Annotated in this window: 22 protein-coding genes and 4 tRNA genes; 18 read left to right on the top strand and 8 right to left on the bottom strand. The window is 36.7% G+C overall.

Features of this window, described 5'->3' with window-relative positions; all coding sequences use genetic code 11:
• Nucleotides 1–165 precede the first annotated feature (165 nt).
• The 5 genes from CDA10_RS11975 to CDA10_RS11995 all read left to right on the top strand — a co-directional run bounded on the left by CDA10_RS11975 (nt 166) and on the right by CDA10_RS11995 (nt 2,782).
• Nucleotides 166–2,007, top strand: coding sequence for a long-chain-acyl-CoA synthetase (locus CDA10_RS11975; protein ID WP_089605838.1), 1,842 nt, complete (start codon nt 166–168; stop codon nt 2,005–2,007).
• Between the two features lie 184 nt (nt 2,008–2,191).
• Nucleotides 2,192–2,267, top strand: a tRNA-Lys gene (locus CDA10_RS11980).
• Between the two features lie 19 nt (nt 2,268–2,286).
• Nucleotides 2,287–2,362: transfer RNA gene (locus CDA10_RS11985), tRNA-Lys, on the top strand.
• A gap of 101 nt (nt 2,363–2,463) precedes the next feature.
• Nucleotides 2,464–2,539 (top strand) — tRNA-Lys (locus tag CDA10_RS11990).
• Nucleotides 2,540–2,706: 167 nt separating this feature from the next.
• Nucleotides 2,707–2,782, top strand: a tRNA-Lys gene (locus CDA10_RS11995).
• 127 nt (nt 2,783–2,909) lie between these two features.
• Here CDA10_RS11995 and CDA10_RS12000 read toward each other — a convergent pair.
• A complete protein-coding gene (locus tag CDA10_RS12000; RefSeq protein WP_089605839.1) occupies nt 2,910–4,790 on the bottom strand; it encodes a potassium transporter Kup in 1,881 nt (626 codons plus the stop codon).
• Nucleotides 4,791–5,027: 237 nt separating this feature from the next.
• A complete protein-coding gene (locus tag CDA10_RS12005; RefSeq protein WP_228704628.1) occupies nt 5,028–5,645 on the bottom strand; it encodes a hypothetical protein in 618 nt (205 codons plus the stop codon).
• Nucleotides 5,646–5,996: 351 nt separating this feature from the next.
• Between CDA10_RS12005 and CDA10_RS12010 the strand changes: the two genes are divergently transcribed.
• On the top strand, nt 5,997–6,260 hold the full coding sequence (locus CDA10_RS12010) for a PspC domain-containing protein (protein ID WP_089605841.1): 264 nt from the start codon (nt 5,997–5,999) through the stop codon (nt 6,258–6,260).
• Between the two features lie 115 nt (nt 6,261–6,375).
• Here the strand turns inward: CDA10_RS12010 and CDA10_RS12015 are convergent, their stop codons facing one another.
• Nucleotides 6,376–7,485: an HPP family protein gene (locus CDA10_RS12015; protein WP_089605842.1), complete on the bottom strand. Its 1,110-nt coding sequence runs from the start codon at nt 7,483–7,485 to the stop codon at nt 6,376–6,378.
• Nucleotides 7,486–7,606: 121 nt separating this feature from the next.
• Nucleotides 7,607–8,023: a lysozyme inhibitor LprI family protein gene (locus tag CDA10_RS12020; protein WP_089605843.1), complete on the bottom strand. Its 417-nt coding sequence runs from the start codon at nt 8,021–8,023 to the stop codon at nt 7,607–7,609.
• Between the two features lie 134 nt (nt 8,024–8,157).
• Between CDA10_RS12020 and CDA10_RS12025 the strand changes: the two genes are divergently transcribed.
• A complete protein-coding gene (locus tag CDA10_RS12025; RefSeq protein WP_228704629.1) occupies nt 8,158–8,496 on the top strand; it encodes a hypothetical protein in 339 nt (112 codons plus the stop codon).
• A gap of 55 nt (nt 8,497–8,551) precedes the next feature.
• Here the strand turns inward: CDA10_RS12025 and CDA10_RS12030 are convergent, their stop codons facing one another.
• The gene (locus CDA10_RS12030; RefSeq protein WP_089605845.1) at nt 8,552–9,808 is read right to left on the bottom strand and encodes a hypothetical protein; all 1,257 of its coding nucleotides are present in this window, start codon (nt 9,806–9,808) and stop codon (nt 8,552–8,554) included.
• A gap of 144 nt (nt 9,809–9,952) precedes the next feature.
• Here CDA10_RS12030 and CDA10_RS12035 point away from each other — a divergent pair, with 144 nt between their 5' ends.
• The 8 genes from CDA10_RS12035 (at nt 9,953) to CDA10_RS12070 (ending at nt 17,969) form a co-directional block, all read left to right on the top strand.
• The gene (locus CDA10_RS12035) at nt 9,953–10,750 is read left to right on the top strand and encodes a hypothetical protein (RefSeq protein ID WP_228704630.1); all 798 of its coding nucleotides are present in this window, start codon (nt 9,953–9,955) and stop codon (nt 10,748–10,750) included.
• Between the two features lie 87 nt (nt 10,751–10,837).
• Nucleotides 10,838–11,827, top strand: coding sequence for a glycine--tRNA ligase subunit alpha (gene glyQ / locus CDA10_RS12040; RefSeq protein WP_089605846.1), 990 nt, complete (start codon nt 10,838–10,840; stop codon nt 11,825–11,827).
• Nucleotides 11,827–13,896, top strand: coding sequence for a glycine--tRNA ligase subunit beta (gene glyS / locus CDA10_RS12045; protein WP_089605847.1), 2,070 nt, complete (start codon nt 11,827–11,829; stop codon nt 13,894–13,896). Before glyQ ends, glyS begins: the two co-directional genes overlap by 1 nt.
• 81 nt (nt 13,897–13,977) lie before the next feature.
• Complete coding sequence (locus tag CDA10_RS12050) at nt 13,978–14,388, top strand: hypothetical protein (protein ID WP_089605848.1); 411 nt, start codon at nt 13,978–13,980, stop codon at nt 14,386–14,388.
• Nucleotides 14,389–14,630: 242 nt separating this feature from the next.
• Nucleotides 14,631–15,479, top strand: a complete 849-nt coding sequence (locus CDA10_RS12055) for a toll/interleukin-1 receptor domain-containing protein (protein ID WP_089605849.1) — start codon at nt 14,631–14,633, stop codon at nt 15,477–15,479.
• Between the two features lie 66 nt (nt 15,480–15,545).
• Entirely contained in the window at nt 15,546–15,929 is a 384-nt protein-coding gene (locus CDA10_RS12060; RefSeq protein ID WP_089605850.1) for a hypothetical protein, read from the top strand.
• Between the two features lie 330 nt (nt 15,930–16,259).
• On the top strand, nt 16,260–17,066 hold the full coding sequence (locus CDA10_RS12065) for a hypothetical protein (protein ID WP_089605851.1): 807 nt from the start codon (nt 16,260–16,262) through the stop codon (nt 17,064–17,066).
• A 213-nt stretch (nt 17,067–17,279) separates the two neighbouring features.
• A complete protein-coding gene (locus CDA10_RS12070) occupies nt 17,280–17,969 on the top strand; it encodes a hypothetical protein (protein ID WP_089605852.1) in 690 nt (229 codons plus the stop codon).
• A 53-nt stretch (nt 17,970–18,022) separates the two neighbouring features.
• On the opposite strand, the gene CDA10_RS12075 is transcribed toward CDA10_RS12070, so the two are convergent.
• Both CDA10_RS12075 and CDA10_RS12080 read right to left on the bottom strand, forming a co-directional pair.
• Entirely contained in the window at nt 18,023–18,979 is a 957-nt protein-coding gene (locus tag CDA10_RS12075) for a 2-hydroxyacid dehydrogenase (protein ID WP_089605853.1), read from the bottom strand.
• 83 nt (nt 18,980–19,062) lie between these two features.
• Entirely contained in the window at nt 19,063–19,728 is a 666-nt protein-coding gene (locus CDA10_RS12080) for a TetR/AcrR family transcriptional regulator (protein WP_089605854.1), read from the bottom strand.
• Between the two features lie 181 nt (nt 19,729–19,909).
• Here CDA10_RS12080 and CDA10_RS12085 point away from each other — a divergent pair, with 181 nt between their 5' ends.
• A complete protein-coding gene (locus tag CDA10_RS12085) occupies nt 19,910–20,326 on the top strand; it encodes a hypothetical protein (protein WP_089605855.1) in 417 nt (138 codons plus the stop codon).
• A gap of 34 nt (nt 20,327–20,360) precedes the next feature.
• Here the strand turns inward: CDA10_RS12085 and CDA10_RS12090 are convergent, their stop codons facing one another.
• Nucleotides 20,361–21,623: a hypothetical protein gene (locus CDA10_RS12090; RefSeq protein WP_089605856.1), complete on the bottom strand. Its 1,263-nt coding sequence runs from the start codon at nt 21,621–21,623 to the stop codon at nt 20,361–20,363.
• A gap of 120 nt (nt 21,624–21,743) precedes the next feature.
• On the opposite strand from CDA10_RS12090, the gene CDA10_RS12095 reads away from it, so the two are divergent.
• Nucleotides 21,744–22,523: a class I SAM-dependent methyltransferase gene (locus tag CDA10_RS12095; RefSeq protein WP_089605857.1), complete on the top strand. Its 780-nt coding sequence runs from the start codon at nt 21,744–21,746 to the stop codon at nt 22,521–22,523.
• 31 nt (nt 22,524–22,554) lie between these two features.
• Entirely contained in the window at nt 22,555–23,124 is a 570-nt protein-coding gene (locus CDA10_RS12100) for a hypothetical protein (RefSeq protein ID WP_228704632.1), read from the top strand.
• Nucleotides 23,125–23,182 lie beyond the last annotated feature (58 nt).

Genomic DNA, 23,182 nt, shown 5'->3' on the forward strand with positions numbered 1-23,182 from the left:
TGTCAGATTAGGTTGATTGCACTAGACCAAAACCATTAAAAAGACACATGTAAATTGGATTATTTTATTTCCATATTTTACTTAACCGTAAAATATGAAATAAGCACATTGAGTTTATAATGCTCTAAAAATTGTATCGGATTACGAAAAATAAATAGGATTGATATGAGTCAAACAACACAGACCGACCTCATCGGATTTGCTGATGTAGCAGAACGTTTACCACAGTTAATAAGCAAACTTCCCAACATACTGACCGGCCTTAAACAAGCGTATATCAGGACACCCAAAACACCAACAGGTCTAGGTTTAGCTTTTGAACGTGCTGTAAAACGTAATCCATATGGAGATGCGTTATTATTTGAAAATCAACGTTACAGCTATCAAGAACTGAACAACTGGGCAAACCAAATTGCTCACTTTTACCTAGCTAAAGGTGTTAAGAAAGGTGATGTCATCACCGTTATGATCGAAAACCGCCCTGAGCTTATTGTTTCGGTTATTGCTCTTGCAAAAATTGGTGTAACGACAGCATTAGTCAATACATCACAAACAGGCAAAGTGCTAACGCATAGCATTAACCTGGTTAAACCTGTTGCCATTATTACTGGTGAAGAATGTCGTGCTGCTGTTGATGAAATACGCCAAGATTTAAATATTGCCCAAGATCGCTTTCATTGGTTCGCTGATCAAGACACTTTCAAGCAACCTGGGACTGCGCCACAAGGTTTTATTAATCTTGCAGAACAAACGGATCAATTTCCTAAATTTAACCCGCCTACAACTCAAAGTGTAAAAGGCAAAGACGGTTTATTTTATATTTATACCTCTGGAACAACGGGGTTACCTAAAGCCGTGATCTTCACCAATAGCCGCTGGACACTCGCTTATGGAACATACGGCCATATTTTAAACCTTGGTGAAGATGATGTAATGTATTGCACCCTACCGCTTTATCATGCCACTGGCATGGTGGTGTGTTGGTGTGGTGTAATCGCAGGTGGCTCTGCACTTGCTATTCGTCGCAAATTCTCAACCTCATCATTCTGGTCAGATGTTAAAAAATTCAATGCATCTGCAATTGGCTATGTCGGCGAGCTGTGTCGTTATTTGATCGATGCCCCACCATCAGAGCTGGATCGCTCTCACCGTGTCACCAAAATGATCGGAAATGGTATGCGCCCAAATATTTGGGGCAAATTCAAACAACGTTTTGGTGTAAAAGAAATTTTAGAGCTCTATGCATCTAGTGAAGGCAATGTAGGCTTTAGTAATATTTTTAACTTTGATAATACTGTCGGCTTCTCTCCAACGCCGTATGCAATTATTCAATTTGATAAAGATAAAAATGAAGCTATTCGTGATCTAAAAGGCAACTGTTGTAAAGTTAAAAAAGGCGACGTCGGTCTGTTAATTGGTAAAATTACCAGCCGCTCTCCTTTTGATGGCTATACTGATCCTGAAAAAAATAAATCCGTGATCATGAAAGATGTCTTCCAAAAAGGAGATTCTTACTTTATCACGGGTGATTTAGTTCGAGATATTGGCTTCCGCCATGCACAATTTATCGATCGCCTAGGTGATACTTTCCGCTGGAAAGGTGAAAATGTCTCGACTACAGAAGTTGAAAATATTGTCAGCGAATATTCAAAGATCACAGAAGCGGTCGTCTATGGCGTTGAGATCCCAAATACCAATGGTCGCGCGGGTATGGCTGCGATTACATTGCATGACGGTGAAAATTTAACGAGTGAAGACTTACAGCAAATGGTCGCAGAGTTTAAAAAGCACTTACCTGCTTATGCTGTCCCAGTCTTTTTACGGGTACAACAAACTGTTGAAACTACAGGTACTTTTAAATATCAGAAAAATAAGTTGAAAGAGCAAGCTTTCGACCCAAATAAAACCACTGATCGCTTATTGGTTCTATTACCAAGCAAAACAGCTTATTGTGATGTTAATGCTGAAATTATTGCCAATATTGAAACTTATCAATACCGTTTCTAAGGCAGATTCAAGCCATTTCACCTGAGAAATGGCTTGAATTGTGTTATTTATAACCGAACGTTGCAAACTTTATGAATTTTTGCTTGCGCTCTATCAATAACTTGCTAAAATACGCTCCATCAAAACAAAGTAGTGTTTAAAGTCTTTTTACACTGCGTATTTAAGTGAAAGCTTAAATATATGTGGGTCGTTAGCTCAGCTGGTAGAGCAGCGGACTTTTAATCCGTTGGTCCCGCGTTCGAATCGCGGACGACCCACCACTTATTTTGATTCCTTGATGGGTCGTTAGCTCAGCTGGTAGAGCAGCGGACTTTTAATCCGTTGGTCCCGCGTTCGAATCGCGGACGACCCACCATCATTTTGTAAAATCTAATTTTACATACCTGCACAGGTCGAACGTTTTAGAAAATCCCTTTTTTAAAACTTCAGCGAATATTTTTCGTTATACCTCGCTCAGGGTCGTTAGCTCAGCTGGTAGAGCAGCGGACTTTTAATCCGTTGGTCCCGCGTTCGAATCGCGGACGACCCACCATTTATTCTTAAACCTTCTTTATGTTCACTATTCGTACTATAATAGAAGCGTATCTGTAAATGTTCCGACCAAAACTAAACATCTAATTTTAGATAATTCTCCATTCTCAAAATTTTGCTAAATCTTATACCTATTTAAATGCTTTTTTAATATCTGAAGCCTGTTGTGGGTTGTTAGCTCAGTTGGGAGAGCAGTAGGCTCTTAATCTATTGGTCGTGGGTTCGAACCCCACACAACCCACCATATATTTGAAATACTGAAATTAATCTATTTTTCTAAATTTACACTCAAATTCCATATAACCAAAATATAAACTCAAATTTAATGTCGGAGTATTAAATCCGACATTTTTCATTTCAAAACTACATTTTTAAATTTCTATTTGGCTACCAATTTCAACCACCCGATTGGAAGGAATTTGATAAAAATCACTAATCGGACTGGTATTCTTATGCATAGTCGAAAATACCTGCTCTCTCCATTTTGCTAAAAGCTTTTGCTGTTTAGAAATGATTCTTTCACGTGAAACAAAGAAGCTAATTTCCATCAAATTAAATTCATAACCATATGCATTAAAAATGGTTTCAAGTACAGCTGGAATATTGGGTTGTTCTTTAAAACCATATTTCAGATGAATACGATAGAAATTTTTATCGAGTATTTCTACATCATATCTTGCTTCACTAGGCACATAAGGTATGTCTTGCACATCAACCGTAACCAATATGTTACGTTCGTGAAGAATTTTATTGTGTTTTAAATTATGTAGAAGCGCATGAGGTACAACATTTGGTGAGCCTGTCAGGAATACGGCTGTTCCAGCAACTTTATTTAAATCATCACCCAAATATTGAATAAAAGTCTCTAACTGCAATGTATCACTTTGCAATTTCTCTTGTAATGCTGCTTTACCATTCTTCCAAATCATCATCAAAGTGAAGACGACAGTCGCAACCAATACTGGCATCCATCCGCCAATAAAGAATTTGAGCATGTTAGAGCTTAAAAGCACCAAGTCAATTAAAATGAATGGGACAATAAATAAGACCAGTTTCCATGTCTGCCATTTCCAATAACTATAAGCCAGAAAACCGACTAAAAGCGTGTCACAGAACATCGTAACCGTAACAGCCAACCCATATGCTCCAGCTAAATGACTACTGGTTTTAAAGAGTAGAACCACCACGATAATCGAGATAAATAACAGCCAGTTGAGTAGTGGAATATAAATTTGCCCCACTTCTGATTCGGAGGTATGTAGCACCGTTAAACGCGGTAAATATCCCAATTGAATGGCTTGCTTTGCCATTGAGAACACACCACTGATTAACGCTTGTGATGCGATCACTGCAGCAGCAGTCGCAAGTACAATCATTGGGTAGAGTAATAATGCAGGAACCAATAAATAAAATGGGTTAGAAATCGCAGAAGGATCTCTGAGGAGTAAAGCACCCTGCCCTGCATAATTTAAAACCAAACAAGGCAACACTATAAAAAACCAACCCAGACGAATCGGCAGGACACCAAAATGCCCCATATCCGCATAAAGCGCCTCACCGCCTGTGACTGTCAATACAACAGCACCCATCACAAAAAAAGAAATGATCGGATTTGTAAGAATAAACGAAAGTCCCCAATGTGGACTTAAGAAGGCCAAAATTGAAGGGCTTTGGATAATACTCATTACCCCTAAACCACCTATAGCTAAAAACCACACTAAAGTAACTGGACCGAAAAATTTCCCCATGATGGCAGAGCCATGTCTTTGCACTAAAAACAAAGCCGTTAAAATACCAATACTAATGGGCAGAATAAATTTTGAAAGGGTTGGCGTAGCAACAGACAGACCTTCAACTGCAGATAACACTGACATTGCTGGAGTAATGATTCCATCTCCAAAAAACAAAGATGCTCCGATAAATCCTAAAGCGGTAATAATTATTTTTGTTCTATTCGATAAGCCTTTTTGACGAAGATTCAAAGCCAGCAATGCCATGATTCCACCTTCGCCATTATTGTCCGCTCGCATGATCACCATGACATATTTAAGCGAAACAATAAGCGTAATGGTCCAAAAAATTAATGACAAAATCCCCAAGATATTGATTTCATTAATAGGCATACCATGTGTTGCATGAAAACTTTCTTTGAGTGCATAGAGTGGACTCGTTCCAATATCACCAAAAACCACACCCAATGCGGCTAGAGTCAATACTGAAGTACTTGCCTTCTCAGGCGTCTGATTTTGCATACAGTAAAATCACATGAGTAAAATTGAAGTGATACTAGCACCAGAAATGAGTGATTTGCTGAAACCAATAAAAAACCATAATTTATTCATTTTTAATTGTTTTTATAGTTCAATTACAACAGTACTTCGAATCTGCTTACATAACCCCAAAGAACAAAGCGCGAAATCATAAGGAAAATAGAAACTCAAGAATAATTAACTTCTATAATATGTGTTAGATCAATCTAAACAGAAAACCTAATTATCCAATTTTTTCAAAACATAAGCTTTCGCTGGTGCAGGATTATTTTGGTTAAAATAACGTCTATTGCTTTCACTACTATTTAAAATTTTGTCCAAATCCATAACCAAATTATGATCTGCATCAATTTTATAGAAAAATTGCACCCCCTCTATACGGTTGATAATAATTTGATGATTCACCTCATCATAAACCCATGTATTTTTTTGATACGCACGATTTGGTTTGATGACATTATTTTCATAAGTCATTTTACCCATATGAATAATGTTGCGGTGTGCAGTTCCATCTGGAAGTAGATTGACAATAAATTCTGCATTGCCCTTTGTACAATGTACAAAACGATCCTCACAACTAATTTGAGTATAGTAACGCCCAACAAATGATTCTGCTTTTGTCGGGAGCTGTTTTGCTTGTTGGTCTACATCTTTAGGGTCTGAAGTAACAGGTAAAGTCGCTTGTCCTGCGACCTCAGTCAGTTTTTTTGCTGTATTTGTACGTTGTGAAGGATGATCTTGCTCTGCTTCATTTGCTGAACGCTGACTCATCGCAGACTCTTCTTGATCCATAGAACTTTGTGAATCACACGCACCCAATACCAAACAAATACTCATGCTTAGTATTCTGCAAAATCCTACTTTATTTAAATTTAAGTACATGAATCAAAAACCACATTATACTGAGTAAATACATATCAAATTTTGATTGTGAATATGAGTATATTATTGTGTTGTTTCAATTGACGAAATCATCTCAATTCATTTTTTACAAAAGTATAAAAAAGTACAGCCTATATTGAAGATTAATGTTTTAAACAAGCCCATGAATTCACAAAAGTTTACACAATATTTACAAATAAATAGCGGATTCCCCTTTAATAAATTCACACGATCACCATTTAATAAATATGCGATAAACATCAATAATGATGTTACAGCTTATTTTTAATGCTTAAGGAGACTTTGATGGCCAATGCTGGTTTATATCGTTCTAGCCGACATAACATGATCGCCGGTGTAATGGGCGGTATTGCTGAACGTTTTGGTTGGAATGTCACATTATTACGTATCATCTTCATTTTGGTATCGTGTTTGAGTGCCGCTTTCCCTGGAATTATTGTGTATTTAGTGCTTTGGTTACTTATTCCAAAGCAAGAGCTTCGATTAGATGGCCCACAAAGCTATCAGCAACATCAGGTTCGAACAGTGATTGATGAAAAAATAAGATAACTGATTTAACACCAATTTAGCTTTTCTTTTTCTGCTACGCCAGTTCCCCCAAACTGACGTAGCTTTTTTTATGTTTGAATTTTTTATGTTTTCTATGTATGAAATAAACTAAAAATTAAATCGGATGCGTTGCTCGATTGAGCTGTTGTTGCATCACCGCAATCATGTCTGCTCGACTAATAATTCCCACCAGTTTTTGGTTTTCAACCACTGGAATATAATTAAATGAACGCTCAACAAAGTAAGGCACCAAATCCTGTATCGGTTGAGTAGGCTGTGCCGTTACGACTTTACGATCCATAATTTGTTTCACAAGATGTTCCCATGAAGCTCTCGGGTCTGCTGCTCGCTTAAACCACTCCACTACTTCATAAAGTGCCAGTGTGCCCACCAATTGATGCTCTGTATTGATCACGGGGAGACTCATTAAATTGACATGCTTAAATTTAACCAATGCATCCTGAATTTCTTCTTGTTCTTGTAAGCAAATCACATCCTTAGTCATAATGTCTTGGCAAAGATATTGGTTCACTGCTCTCGCATTGGCCTTTTCTTGCGCTTCTAAAATGATTTTTTGTAAGTCATATTCACTGATATCTAACAACTCTGTTTGATGCTCTAAAACATCGTGAATATCTTGTGGTTGGATCGTGACTTTCTGTGTAGGCGTTGGATCTTTAGAACGCGTATTCAGCTGTGCAACTTGTGGATACTGTTTACCCAATAAGCGGTTAAAAATAATCGCAATCACTAAAAGTAAGACTGAGTTTAAAAGCACTGGATAAAAAATAAAGTGATAACCCAGTTGATGAACAGATTCCCCACCCAGTACCGCTGTAATCGCCACAGCACCACTAGGTGGATGCAATGAGTCAGTGGTCATCATCAAAAAGATTGCCAATGCAACAGCAACACTAAACGCTTCGGTTAAATTAGGGATATACATGGCACAGGTAACACCAATAATGCCTGCAATTGTATTTCCAACCACCATATTCCACGGCTGTGCTAAAGGACTGGCTGGCACTGCAAATAGCAAGACAGATGAAGCGCCCATTGGTGCGATATACCATGCATTTAAATCACCGAGAACATACCAGCTGATTAATGATGATATTGCTAAACCAAGTAAAGCCCCAATACCACAAAGTAAACGGTCTTTTAGGGGTAAAACTTTAAAATTTGGCTTTAAGGTATTTAACCATTCAAGTTGCGTATGAAACACGACAGTCCTTCGCTTTTGCACTTTTGAAGTGCGCAATTATACGATGTTGTTCTAGTAAGGTGTATTTATTATCCATCTTAAATGTATAAGTATTTCTACTAAATTTCTCATCTATTGATTTTTACTGCGCATATTCAGTCAATTGTTCTACTCTTGTACCATATTCTTTCATTGGACAAAATGCATACATCGGAGAACCAATATAAGTACCTGCATTTTTGCACTCTTGATCAACATAGTTTTTCCAAAGTTGTTGTGATTTCATAATATCTTTGTAGCGTTCAGGCTGTTGATACTTTTCACTGTGTTGCTTGATTTGATCTAACAAAGCGACTATCTGTTTTTCATACGTGGCTTTGGTTTTCTGACTGCAAAATTCCACCACCGCATTATTAATATTGCCCAAATCTAATTTTTGAATGGTTTGGTCAACACATTGGCTATAAGCATCAGGTGAACTATTTTGAGGATCTGCATAAGCAAATGTGGAACAAATAAGTGTAGCTAAAATAATCGTTGTCATGCATGCTTTCATCATGTTTTATCTCTTTGTTGTTTTAAGCCATGCGTCAATATAATAACAAAATCATTTTAAAAGCCTTATTTTTTGCACCGATTTTTATTCAGCTCTTCCTCGCCATTTTATTTATTTTGATAAATCATGTATATAGTATGCAATCTATCCTCACTGTGTGTGGGATTAGCCTGATCATTTATATGCTTTATTGTGTGATTGTGATTCCAATTGCTTATGCTATTTCAGTCTTACTTTCACGCCGATATTGGCTCAACTTTTTTACAATTATGATCGGTTCACTATTGATGTGGCTCATAGTTATGCTGATTGCTTATTTCGTTTTTACTGGCTCATTTCCTCCCTCAATATCGGCACTTGTTTCAGCTTGGTATTTGTATGGCTTTGCAGTATTTGTAGGCTGTTGTTATTGGTCAAGTTTAAAATTATTTTCACGCCCTATTCTACCAAACAATAAAGACCAAGCAATAAAATAAAAACCTACGAAATTTCATAGGTTTTTAAATCATCATTTAACTCAACAAGGTTATTTTACTTGCTTGGATTACCAACCCAAGTGAATGTATTGGGGACATCTGTGAGTTGAATGCTTTGTAGGATTTTTGGTGTTTTCAAATCAATTTCAAGAATTTTCTTTGCATTTGTATCATTAATAAAAATGCTTTCAGAGGCAGCATTGACCACCAAACGGCTTTTGACTAACTCAGTAGCGACTGGGTTTTCAATCACATTGAGTTTCCCAACCACACTCCAATTCCCTGTATCTATAATATGTAATGTTCCTGCACTATCTAAAATAACAAAATATTTCCCAGTCGCATTCATCACATGCTGTAGACGCTTAACTGGTGTTATGCCATCACTTTCTTTAGTACCTTTAGCCCAGTCAAAATTCATTGCATTTAAATTTTTAGGGTCAATGATAAACATATCCCCTGTGCCCGTCGCAAATCCAACCAATTGATTTAGCTTTTCATGTCCAACGATCGTTGTAATACGTTGATCGATTGAGATTTTTTTGTCGTTAAATCGATTACCATTTTGCTCAACCACCAATACGCCATCTAGACACCCAAAGGCCGTATAATTTGCAATTGATCCTGCACCATGTAATTTGTCACATGGATTAAGCAAAGTTTGTTCTTCATGAAAATGGTCTCCATGCAGTTCATAGCTTTTGACCATACTTAAAATATTAGAATCTTTGGGTAAATATGTACTTAAAACATAATTCCCACGAGGCTCTGCAACACCGTGATGTTTTACAGGCAGTTGCTGAGTGGCGATTGACTGTTTCTCAATGGCAAGATCATTAAAATAATCAAATTTAGAAGTTTCTGTTTCACTACCATCATAAAAAATCGCAGCTTGCCCATTAAAACTACGGAAATGTGTAGGTTTAGCGCCTTTAAACTGATAGGTCAGTAAATTAGGCGTATTGATCTGCAACTTATTATCTTTGAGGAAAATACCACTATCTGCAAACTGTACAATACCTTCATTACGACTTAATAAAACAGCAAAACGCGATTGTGGACTGCTATACATCGCCACAGGTGCTGTGCTGAGTGCGATTGTATTGATATTCTTTTTATCATTTAAATCATATACAGAAAGCAATGGCCTTTCAGTATCGGCATTTGCAATCACCAAACGTCCTTGATGCTCTGTTTTAGGAACGGATGGCTGAGTGACGGAACGCTGAGTATCGGAATCATCATCCCCACACCCTGCCAGTAAAACGCTGCTAAACAGTAGCCCCATCAACAATTTTTGAGGAATCATCATTTTAATTCTCCTATAGAATGATCATTCTTATAATTGAAATGTTATAACATAACATTTACAGAAAAACAAAATTGCATTTGCAGGGTGTTGTTATTGGGGAATGCTTGTTAAACTTCAAAACGAATAAATTTATAAATAACAAATATGTTTGCTCAACTCGGCATAGAATACCAATCTGAAATTTTCGCTTCTCTCATAACATTTTGGTGTATTTTTCTTATCGTTCTATTGAGCAAACCAAAAACTCTTAAACTAGGCTTATTTCTAATCTTTTTAAGTTTTTGTTTAATGTCTGTAACTTGTCATCATCTTATTAAAAATCAACTACCTAATATTAATAGCTATAAAAAAATTTGTGGAATATATCAAAATAACATTTACGAACCATCAACAAGAGGAAAAGGCCGTTATAAATTCAATTTTTTATTAGATGGATATGGAACATATAGTTATTATATTAACGATACTAAAATGATCCACTACAAATTCGAAAGCTCTAAATATTTGAATTTAAATACCTTAAAAAATAACCAACCCGTTTGCTTACATGTGAACGTCAACATATATAACCCAAATAGAATTAATGATCTTCTGGATATAGAATATATTGATTCCAATTATGAATTTATATTTAAAAAAATTTGCGGTCAGCAAGTTGCTACTCACTATGTGTTTGGCATGGAAAAAATCAAAGATAATCCATACGACTTAATTTTTGACTTAGATTATTATGGACAATATTCGTTGTACATCCCGCCTCAAACCACGACAAGATCAACCGTTATTGGTGAAGTAAATTATACGAATACACATCAAAGGGTATGCCTAATTGCAAAAATTCCAAAAGTAAATTTAGCAAAACAAGATTACTTAAAAAATTCAGATATATTAATGATCGAGCTAGTTGATAAATCATCGTTACAAAGTTATAGAAAACAATAAAAGATATTCTCATAACTCCTTTGCCACTCACTCGCAAAATCCTTATACTTAGAACCAATTTTTTCTTATATTTATAATGGATGCTGCATGAGTCGCGCCATATCGCATATTGATACATTCCAAGGCTTAATTCTTGCCTTACAAAACTACTGGGCTGAACAAGGTTGTGTCATTTTACAACCTTACGATATGGAAATGGGTGCAGGGACATTCCACACTGCAACATTCTTACGCGCACTTGGGCCTGAAACTTGGAACGCAGCATACGTTCAACCCTCACGCCGTCCTAAAGATGGTCGTTATGGTGAAAACCCAAACCGTTTACAGCACTACTACCAGTTCCAAGTGGTACTCAAACCAAACCCAGACAATATCCAACAACTTTACCTAGACTCATTAGAAGCGATTGGTATCGATACCCTCACTCACGATATTCGTTTCGTAGAAGACAACTGGGAATCTCCAACACTCGGTGCTTGGGGCTTAGGTTGGGAAGTTTGGTTAAACGGTATGGAAGTGACTCAGTTTACTTACTTCCAACAAGTCGGTGGTGTTGAATGTTACCCAGTAACAGGTGAAATCACTTACGGTCTTGAACGTTTGGCAATGTACCTACAAGGTGTCGACTCTGTTTACGATCTTGTTTGGACCAAAGGTCAGTTTGGTACAGTGACTTATGGTGATGTATTCCATCAAAATGAAGTGGAGCAATCGACCTATAACTTTGAATATGCCAACGTTGAAAAAATGTTTGAATTATTCGATTTCTATGAAGCTGAAGCAACTCGCTTAATTGAAGCTGAACTTCCACTGCCTGCGTATGAACAAGTGATTAAAGCATCACACAGCTTTAACTTGCTCGATGCACGTGGTGCGATTTCTGTGACTGAGCGTCAACGCTATATTTTACGTGTACGTACTTTGGCACGTTCAATTGCGCAAAGTTATGTGGCTGCTCGTGCCAAGCTTGGTTTCCCAATGGCAGAACCGCATTTACGTGATGAAGTTTTAGCGCAACTGAAAGCTCAGGTTGAAGCGGAAGCGGCTCAAGCAGAAAAATCAGCGGAGAACAAATAATGTCTAAACATACCGTTTTATTTGAACTTGGCTGTGAAGAACTTCCTCCAAAAAGCTTAAAAACTTTACGTGATGCATTACAAGCTGAAACCGTAAAAGGCTTAAAAGATGCAGGTTTGGCTTTTGAAGCCATTGAAGCTTATGCAGCACCACGTCGTTTGGCATTGAAAATCATCAATGTAGATGCTGCACAAGCAGATACTCAAAAACGTTTTGATGGCCCTGCTGTACAAGCTGCTTATGATGCAGAAGGTAAGCCAACCAAAGCACTTGAAGGCTTTATGCGTGGTCAAGGCATTACTGCGGATCAAGTTTCAACTTTCCAAGCGGGTAAAGTTGAAAAAGTTTGCTACCTAAAAGATGTGAAAGGTCAAAGCCTTGACGTTTTATTACCACAAATTTTACAAACTGCTTTGGATAACCTTCCAATTGCAAAACGTATGCGTTCTGCGGCAAGCCGTACTGAATTTGTACGTCCTGTAAAATGGGTTGTATTGTTAAAAGACAATGATGTTGTTGATGCAACCATTCAGGATCACAAAGCAGGCAATGTGACTTATGGTCATCGTTTCCATGCACCTGAAGCGATTACATTAGCCAATGCAGATGCTTACTTAGATGCGCTTCGTGCTGCAAAAGTTGTCGCAAATTTTGAAGAACGTCAAGCCATCATTGACCAACAAGTTAAAGCACTTGCTGATGAAGTGAATGCAATTGCCATCGTCCCAAGCGACCTTCGTGATGAAGTGACTGCATTGGTTGAATGGCCTGTTGCGCTTCGTGCAAGCTTTGAAGAACGCTTCCTTGCTGTGCCTCAAGAAGCGTTAATCACCACCATGCAAGACAATCAGAAATATTTCTGTTTGGTGAATGCTGACAATAAACTTCAACCTTATTTCATTACTGTTTCAAATATTGAGTCGAAAGATCCGACTCAAATTATTGAAGGGAATGAGAAAGTTGTACGTCCTCGTTTGTCTGATGCAGAATTCTTCTTCTTACAAGATCAAAAGCAACCGCTTGCATCTCGTAAAGAAAAACTCGCCAATATGGTTTTCCAAGCACAGTTGGGTACGCTTTGGAATAAATCTGAACGTATTGCTAAATTGGCTGTGGCTTTATCTGCTATCACAGGTGCAAACCCTGCGGATGCTGAAAAAGCAGCACTGCTTGCAAAATGTGATTTAACCTCTGAATTGGTCGGTGAATTCCCTGAACTTCAAGGTATTGCGGGCACTTACTATGCACGTATTGAAGGCGAAAATGATGAAGTTGCTGAAGCTTTAGGTGAGCAATATTTACCTAAATTTGCAGGTGATGTTTTACCGCAAACCAAGACAGGTACAACGATTGCCCTTGCAGATCGTTTAGATACGCTGACAGGTATTTTCGGTATTGGTCAAGCGCCTACAGGTTCGAAAGACCCGTTTGCTTTACGTCGTTCTGCGATTGGTATCTTGCGTTTAGTCACTGAAAATAATCTTGATGTTTCAATTGAAGAACTAATCAAGCTTGCTTTGGCTGCCTACGGTGATGTATTGAAAGACCATGACAAAACTTTGGCAGATGCTGTTGCGTTTCTTGAAGGTCGTTACCGTGCGAAATATGAAGACCAAGGCGTTGCTGTTGATGTGATTCAAGCGGTTCAAGCACTTTCTCCAAAATCACCTCTTGATTTTGATAAGCGTGTAACTGCGGTGAATCATTTCCGTAGTTTGCCTGAAGCTGCTGCTTTGGCTGCTGCGAATAAACGTGTTGCCAATATTTTAGCGAAAGAAGCTGCGCCTACGGGTGAGATTATTGAATCTAAATTGCTTGAAGATGCTGAAAAAGCACTTTATGCAGAAATTCAAGCTATTCTGCCTGTAGTTCAACCGCTTTTGGCCGCAAAAGACTACACAGAAGCACTTTCTAAGTTGGCTGCGCTACGTGCACCAATTGATGCCTTCTTTGAAGGTGTAATGGTCATGGCAGAAGATGCTGAATTGAAAGCAAACCGTTTACGTTTACTGGCTCAGTTACGTGACTTGTTTACAAGTATTGCGGATATTTCTGTGTTACAGCATTAAGTAAATATTTGAAATAAAATGAGAACCCTGCTAGTAATAGCGGGGTTTTTTAATAAAAACTCTATCTAGAGCTACAAAAGCATGAAAAAAAGTTTATTCGTATTTTTTATTTGTACTTCATCAATGATGCAATTTGGTTGTTCTTCAAGTCCAACTTCCACTTCACAATCAACAACAGTGAACCAGCAAAAAACTCAAAGCTCTAGTGTCGTTGGAATGCCTCGAAGTGACTTTCTAGCGAAGGTCAATGGCCCTGCTTCAAGCAGATTCCTCGGTGATAAAAGGATAGATACTTTTTTCTTCTACCAAAAAGGTAATATGGCCAAAATATTTGGGCAAGCTTTATTTAAAGGTATAGTAGCAAGTTACACTCCATCCGATTCTTCAAAGAAAGAGAAAGTTTCAAACTCAGCAGTTAGAGGGGATAAAATGGCCTTTGAAGTTACATATGATTCTTTAGACCGTGTCGAAAAAATTGTAAGAGTTCAATAATTTCGCTGTAAATATTCGATTTTCTATAACGAACAAAACAGTAAAATTAAATTGTTTGTGTTTACTGGCTTAATTACGTGGCTTGTTTTCAAGTGTTGTACGTATTTTGATATTGCAGCATTAAGTTTTAATTAAAATAAAAAACCGTTAAATGCCGGTTTTTTTTATTGGAAAAATATTAAAAAATTAGCTTTAATAGCGGTATCATCGGCTAAATATTAAACTTTAACGCAGAATAATTTATGGTTAGTAATACAATTATCCAAAATATTAATCGCTATAACAAAGAAGTCGCAGACTTGCATTTGAAGATTAGCCTCGAAACAAAAAAAGAGGCTGAATTATCAACTAAGATAAATCAAATTCAAAAGACTTTAAATTCAAGTAACCTCAGCCTCTCCACTCTGAATAGCAAAATGGCTGATATAGCTCGAAAGCAAACTGATATAGCTAAATGTCAGCAAAGAAAAGCTGAATTACAAAAAAAACTTACGAATTCAGAAAATTATCTTTTGCGTGAAAAACAAAAATTAGCAAAGGAACAAGAAGCCGATTTTAAAAAAACCATGCTATTAGAAAAAAAATTAGCTGCTCAACAAAGCCAATATAAAACATCATTAACTCAGATAATTACTAATGTTGGAATAGACAATAAACTAAAATCTACTCCTCAAGAATTTGACTTTTTTATTTCTCATGCATCTGAAGATAAAGAAGAATTAGTAAGAACTCTTTATGACGTTTTAGTTAGTCGAGGATATAAAGTTTGGTTTGATGAGATGACCCTTAAAGTTGGCGATAGTCTAATGGCTAAAATTAATGAAGGATTAATTCACTCTAGGTTTGGAATAGTTGTGTTATCAAAAACCTTTTTAATTAAAAACTGGACTAACTATGAATTAAAGAGTTTAGTAGCTCGTGAAATGAATGATGGTAGTAAAAAAATATTACCAATTTGGCATGGTGTCACAAAAGATGACATTCTTAATTTTAGTCCAAATCTTGCAGATAAAGTTGCATTAAATACAGCTATTCTGAGTATTGAAGAAATTGTAAATGAATTATCAGATTTATTACCGTTAGACCAATAATTTTTTACATTAATCCAATTAACTAAATGTTATTTTTAATAAAATTTTCCGAAAAAGATGATATCAATGTTTTTAAAAGTACTTTTACCTATTTGTGTGACTATCATCACCCTCACCGCTTGCTCAACTACACCGACCAATCCCAACGCCCCCATAGTTTTAGAGCAGCATAAAAACATCTCTGCTGAACCTGCAACAAAACACAACTTAGCTCGTCTCATTAAACAAAAAGACAACTGCCTCATTGAATTTACAGGTAACTTTGAAACAGGCACAGCCACTGAATACTGGATCTTCAAAGGTGATCAACTGATTTCAGCATTCTCCAATGTAAAAGCTGAAATCGAAAATAAACAAACTGTGTTTGATGTACAAAACCCTGAAAAGATCAAAAATTTCAATTCACTAAAAAATAATTTTAAGATGCCAAATTTAGAAAAATGTAATTAAAAACAGCAAGAATCACTTAGACATGATCACCATGATTAAGTGATTCTTTTGGACTCTGACTATTCACGTACCACCTATTCATTCAAGAATTTCTAAACAACCTCTTCGATCGTTGTAACTTTAAAAAAGAATAAAATGAATTGAAAACCTATAAATCAATGAGTTAAAAATGCTCACTGTGTAAATTTCATTCACAATTCTTTCATTTTTGTTAAAACTCTGTAGATAAGCTGTTGATGTTTTATCTCAAAACCTGTTTTCCACAACATTTCCGATTAAGATGGCGCTAACTCAAACTAGATGTGATTCAAGCACAGGATAAAAGCAATTATGAAAATGCTTAAAACAACAGTTATCGCAACCGCACTGATTGCGAGTTCTCCTCTTTTTGCCAACACAGCCGTAAATGGCAGTGTGAGTGCTTCTGCTGAAGCGAATACCAATGCACAAGGCGGTCTTATACATAATCTTGGTCAAGGTATTCAAAATACTGCCAATAAAGTGGGTAGTGGTATTGAAAAAGGCGTTGATAAAACCCGTGATGTGTCTAAAGATGCTTGGGATGGCACTAAAAATGTTGCAGACAAAGTCGGTAATGGCATTGAAAAAGGCGCCGATAAAACCGTTGATGTATCTAAAAATGCATGGGACGGTACAAAAAATGTTGCGGGTAAAGTAGGCAATGGCATTGAAAAAGGTGTAGATAAAACTGTTGATGTATCTAAAGACGCATGGGACGGCACTAAAAATGTTGCTGATAAAGCAGGTCATGGCATTGAAAAAGGTGTAGATAAAACTCGTGAAGTGTCAAAAGATGCATGGGATGGTACTAAAAATGCTGCCGACAAAGTAGGTGATGGTATCGAAAACGGTGTAGATAAAGGTAAAACAGCGACAAAAGGTGCTTGGAAAAACACCAAGGAATTGAGTTCTAAAGCTGCTAAAAACACCAAAGAAACAGCAGTGAAAGCCAAAGACAAAACCAAAGCAGCAACAAGCAAAACTTGGCAAAAAACCAAAGATGTTGTGAAGCCGAAACCTGCAAATGTTAACGTGAATTCACAAGCTCAAGTAAAAACACCTGTAGGTAATGCCAAAGTTGGCGTATCTACTGAAGCAAAAGTAGCAACAAAATAAGCGTCGTCTCATTGAATTTATATACAGAAAAGCTCACTTCGGTGGGCTTTTATGCAAAATGAATTTTTTAATCTTTCCAATGTAGAAATATGTGTTTTTCTGTAGGAATTTTCTTAATAATCAATCTATTGAATTAATAAAACGATAGGATATTTAGAATATTTTTAATTTTGCTGACTCAACCAAAATCAGCACCGAGAGATGAGTGTGTTAATGAATATAATCAAGGGTATATGTGTAGCCACTGCTATTTTAACGGCGCCATCATTATACGCACAGGCAGAAAATACCAATCAAACTCAACCTTATGGTGATAACCCTAATATTTTCAAAGTATTGGCACATAAAACAGGTACAGCCGTTCAAAATACTGCTGAAAAAGTTGGGAATGCCACTGAAAAAGGTATTCAGAAAATCAAACCACAGTTTGATGAAACGATAGAAGATACCAAAACCTATACCACGGAAAAAGCCATTACTGCACGTGATAATACTCGCCAAGGTATTGATACGGCAGTCAAAAAAGTGGAGCAAACCAAGGATAGAGTGATGGGTAAAACTACGACAAACGTACCCATTGAACAAGGTCGCTTAAGCCAATCTTCAACTGTGCCAAGCAGCACGATGAATAATGCAAATGTTGTGAATAACGCCAATGTCGTGAATAATGCCAATGTTGCAACAGCTCCGGTCGTTGCTGAAGCTCAAATCATTGCTCAGCCTGTTCAACAAACAGCTCAACAAGTTCAAAATACAGCGCCAGAAGAACCTGAAATAAAGACACAATCCTTACCGATCGAAAATAATTCAAGTTCTACCAATTCAAACAGCAGCAATTCAAATAGCCCGAATAATTCAAAGGCAAATAATCCATCAAATGATGAAACAGGCATTCCACGTTAATCAGAATAGATTCGTCATTGTCCAATGAGTGATTGGTTTTTTAAAAGCCTATTTTAACCATTCACTTGGCGAATGACTTGTCCATTTTTAAAGGCTACAGCATTTTCGAACAACTGATCGACCATACGTTGCCGTGCTTCCACACTGCCCCATGCACTATGTGGGGTAATAATTAAATTGGGAATATCCTCAGCCAATAGCACATTGCCCTCTTTTGGCGGTTCTACAGAAAGCACATCTGTTGCTGCACCTGCGATTTTACCTTGTCTTAATGCATCTGCTAAAGCCTGCTCATTGACAATACCGCCCCGTGCGCAATTGATTAAAAATGCAGAATTTTTCATCAAATCAAATTGCGGAATGCTGATTAAATCTTTGGTTTCTGCTGTTAATGGACAATGTAAGCTTAGAAAATCCACTTGAGAAAGTAGCTCGACAAATGGTACGCGTTTTTCATCACTTGCACGGTTTGGTAAAGCACCGATAAGTATCTTCATACCAAAAGCTTCGGCAAGTTTAGCAACGGCTCTGCCTAACTCACCATAACCAATAATACCCAGTGTTTTTCCAGACAATTCAATAATTGGAAAGTCCAATAAACAGAAAATTGGCGACTTGTTCCACTGCCCTTGCCTTACAGCTTGATCATATTTTAACAAGGATGTGGATAATGCTAGCATTAACGAAATCGTATGCTGTGCAACTGCTGAAGTGCCATAACCTTGACAATTACACACCACGACACCACTGGATTTAGCTTGCTCTAAATCGACATTATTGGTACCTGTTGCAGAAATCAGGATCAGCTTCAAACGATGACACTGCTTAATGATGTTTGCATCGATCATCACTTTATTGGTGATGACAACATCAGCATTTTGAACACGTTCTGCAACTTGCTCAGGTGTTGTCGATGGAAAAAGAATAAGTTCGTCAAAAGCAGTTTTTAACTGAGAAAAATCCAAGTCATTTTTATCTAAAGATTCATAATCTAAAAATACAGCTTTCATCTATATACTCACTTATCCATTTGCAATATGAAGGGTTGATTTCAGTTTACTACTTTTCATTTATAGTAAAATTACCGTAAATATCACACTTGTGAAATAGGATATGAGTTGTTTTTTAATGCTCCCAAGTAAGCGATCGCCATCCGATATGCCTCTTGAATAATGTCTTCAGAAATATAATTATCATTGTAATAACCATGCTTCATATAAGTGAAAATCAGCTCCATGATAATGGTTAAAATATCCGGACTCTCAGGTACATAACTCTCTACTTTGATCATTTCCAAAGCTTTACGAACACCCTCACTCAGCTTTTGTAATTCGACTTGATATTCTAAATAAGCTTGTCGAGTAAATGGCCCACTCAGAATAATAAGACTCGCAACGTCTGATTCATTAAAATAATTGGCTGTTGTTCGAATCAAACTGGCTGTTAATAGTTTGCCATTTTCTTCAACTGAGGCTTTGGGGTTTTCAGTTAATACACGTACTGCTGCTTGCCCTAGTTGTTTAATCAAAACATTTAAATGCATCAGCGCAATGTGACGCAAGATATCGTATTTACTCGGAAAAAACTGATAAATACTGGTACGAGGAACACCAGATGCATTGGCAATTTCAGGAATAGAAATCTGTTCAATTCCTATCGTTAAAAGCAACTCTTGTGTGGTCGCAATCACCTTTTCCATACGTTTTTGAGTACGTTCTTGTTTTGGCTGATTGACCTTTTTCGTCATTTTTTTTTGCATTATAAAATCCTACGAATGCTGACAAGCCTTATAAAATGATATCCTTATCTTTATCATCATAACTGATATTAATTAAAAGAAATAACTTTTCACTTAAAATGAGATCAAAACATTGTTTATTTTAATTTAAAAATTCACACTTTAAATCTCGAGTATTGACTGAGACTCCTTTGGTAACACTATGCAAAAAATAACAATATTCATACTGGCAATAAGCCTAACGATTTTCAATACACAGATTTCTGCAAAAGAAACCCTATTACAGTCTATTGAAAATATTGAAGAATATTCATCACATGATGGCAATTATTTTAAACTTGTCCAATTAGATCAGGGCTGTCGTATAGATGCTCGTTTCTATTTATCCAATCAAAATCATTTATATCATTACTTTTTTACTTATGGAAAGTTGTATAAAGCAAGCCATAAAATATTTAAATATCACTATAAAAAGGGTGAAAAAGGTTCATTATTGCATGTCACCGATATCTATCAAGATGCAAGTCATGTATTGAAATTAGATGATTCTCAAGTTCAACAAGACTTTAAAAACTATAAAGCCTTATTCCCATCAACTTATTTAAACCGATGTATTTAATATAAAAATTTCTTAAAGCATCGGTTTGATCACTTTAAGAAATTTTAAAATGGCAAAATTCATTTAAACTTTCATCATCAAATGCGACCTGCCCTTGTACATCACAACTCATATATAAGTCTTTATAAGAAAGTACATAAAAGTCCGTACATTTTCGAATCACAATCGGGTTCATATCTAAAGATAAAGCATCATCTTGCTTAAATAGCTTGGTCACACGGCGGTCATTCATACAAATCAAATAGGTTTGTTTTTTAATTTCAACCTGTGCCAAGCCACTATTTTCAATATGCAATGGGATAATGTATTTTCCATTCACATCAATGACTTGTTGATCATAACTTTCTAACTTTTGCGTAATCACATTAAAAACTAAGATATTTCCATAATAGTCTTTGAGTTGATTTTTATCTTCAAAAGCAAAGTTAACTTGAATACCTAATTTCTGTAAATCTTGTTCATCCACGCGTTTATTGGTCAATAAAATTCGGGTAATAGTCTGCTTTAAACTGGCATCAAAAAAGGTACTATCCAGTTGAATATCAATCCCTTTCAGTATTTTTCCAAGTGCCTCGTTATGTGTTCCAAGCAAATGCGCAATCACACTACGATAGTAGAATTTACTGTTTTTCTTTACCTCACGAATTTGCTTATAAAAATAAGTTTGCTCATAAGGACGTTCAATAAAATCATGTAATAAAGCGGAGTTAGCTAAAACTGCAATTGCATCATGTCCTGTATAAGGCAAATGCAAAGTATGTAATTGGGGAATCAATGGCTTAATTTTTAAATAATGTTCTTTGTCATTTTCAAAATAAGGATCATAAACAATAATATATTCACAATCTGCAACGATATCCTGCGCCTGAATACGCATCTCTGCATTCAGTTCAGCATCATAAAAATCGGTATAGCGTTTATCTTCAACCTCAGTAGGATCGATCGAATACTGAGGAACCATTGCCACGACACGATTCATTTGCAAAGATTTAGCGTATTTAATGGCAGCATAACCACCCATTGAACCGCCATAGCCCACAATATTTTTAAATTGAGTTAAGATCGGCTGTAGCTGTTCTAGCAATCCAGCCATACTCGCAGCAGGAAACCATGACTTTTGTTTTGGCATAATACCAACCACAGCGTAGTCATATTTCATCAATGACTTTTCAGCATTGATCGAAAGCCCTTTGGCACGCGTGATCAAATCACCAAATGAGAGAACTAAAGTATTTGAATTGCCTTGTAAATAGATCGCTCTAATATGATCATCTTCAAAAATTATTTGCTTATCCATTCGCAACACCGAGCTTAGGCTCTCTGATTTTAGCTAAAATTAAATAAACAGACGACTTGCCTATTCATTGCATCAAGTGTCATATTTTATAGAATCTAAGCAGATTAAAAAGCGCAAAATATGACACATTCCTTACATCCTGCTGCTCAAAAAGGTTTCAGTTCTGCCGCTGAACTTTATCAACAAGCGCGTCCCGATTATCCACAAGACGTGGTCAACTGGCTCAAAGAAGATTTAGAACTCAATGCCCATTCCAATGTCGTTGACTTGGGCGCGGGTACTGGAAAATTCCTACCTTATTTAAAACAAATTACGCCACATATCACAGCTGTCGAACCTGTCACAGAAATGTTGGAACAATTGAAAATAGTACATCCTGACGTACAAACAGTACAAGCCAAGAGTGACCAAATTCCACTAAATTCCGCAAGTATTGATGCAGTTCTATGCGCCCAATCTTTCCACTGGTTTGCCAACATTGAAACCTTGAATGAAATCCATCAAATCTTAAAACCAAATGGACATTTAGGACTGATTTGGAATCAAAGAGATGAGCAGACCGATTGGGTCAAAGCATTGACCAATGTGCTCTTACCGATTGAAGGAGACACTCCTCGTTATCACAGTGGACAATGGAAACAGGTCTTTGAAAACCAATTCTTGTTCCAACTGGAAAACACTCAGATTTTCTCACAAGTACAAACAGGTACAGTAGAAAATGTGGTGAGTAAACGATTCCTTTCGATCAGTTTTATTGCTGCGCTGCCTGAAACTGAACAGCTCAAATTAAAACAGCAGTTTGAACAGATTATTTTTGAATATACTGGCAAACGACCTCAAGATGAAATTGACTTTCCTTATGTCACCTATGCATACAACTTTAAAAAGTTAGAACCTTAACCCATAATTTGAAAGCGATATGGTGAATAATATGATCAATCCATTTTTCCGCCCAATACTCCTCTCTGGATTGTTGGCTACACTTATTTTGACTACGGCTTGTACACCAAAAAATGATGTGCAACAAAATAATGATTCAGAAACAAAAAATACTTCACAAGAAGTGATGGATCAACTGAAAACCAAGCCCATTAAAGCATTTCCAAACACTCCAGATGATGCTCATGACATTGCCGTATTGGAAGAATATCAGCAAAAGTTGGCTGAGAATAACAATGCGCTTGAAGCTGATTTAAAGAAACGTAGCGTTGAGGGTAATTTAACAGCCGAAATTAATCATCAACTTAAACGAGATGGTATTGAGTCGGCATTAACCATGTTAAAAGAATTGGATTTAAAAACTGAACAAGGTCGCTATATTCAAGGTTTGTATTATCAATACTGGGAAAACCAAGCCAAAATCTATGATGAGAAAAAACCATCGACTACACCGACCACCCCTGAGCGAGATCATCCGAGTGATACTTTAAAAGGGATGGGCGATATGCTCACTGCGGATGAGCAGCTTGAGCATTGGAAAGGGACTCAGCCGAAAAAATAATTTTAGCGGATTCATCTTTTATACATTCCAAATAAAAAAGTACCTGATCAGCAAGGTA

Source organism: Acinetobacter piscicola, from assembly GCF_002233755.1.
GTDB classification, from domain to species: domain Bacteria; phylum Pseudomonadota; class Gammaproteobacteria; order Pseudomonadales; family Moraxellaceae; genus Acinetobacter; species Acinetobacter piscicola.